A 406-nucleotide genomic window follows, 5' to 3' on the forward strand; every position below is an offset into this window, starting at 1 on the left:
GCTGGCACCGCTGCGGCAGATGGAGGTCCAGGCCCATGCCCTGGAAGATGGCGACTTTGGAACTCGCACGGAGCCGCCACGTTCCCGGGAGCTGGCCAGGGTTGCGCGGGCACTCAACGGTATGGCTCAGCGGTTGGGTGAAACCTTTGAGCGCCAGCTGGGCCTGATCAGCGAGCTGGAGCACCGCGTGAACCGGGATCCGGTTACTGGTCTGCGGACCCGTGAGGCGTTTGACCAGGCACTCGGTGCGGCACTCCACTCGCGCGAGGCCGTGCCTGGCGGCGTGATCGCCATACTCCGCCCTCTCGGTTTTCAGTCCTTCAATGAGCGCCGGGGGCGGGAACAGGGCAATGCCGTTCTGGCGGACTGTGGCGCATGCCTTCTGGATTTTGAGTCACGTCATGAG

At 65.3% G+C, this 406-nt stretch carries 1 protein-coding gene; it reads left to right on the forward strand.

The genetic code is table 11. The features are described from left to right. The coding region (locus FY251_RS21915) for a HAMP domain-containing protein (protein WP_148417010.1) at positions 1–406 on the forward strand (406 nt) is incomplete at both ends.

Source organism: Haloferax sp. KTX1 (assembly GCF_902410085.1).
Taxonomy (GTDB): Archaea; Halobacteriota; Halobacteria; order Halobacteriales; family Haloferacaceae; genus Haloferax; species Haloferax massiliensis.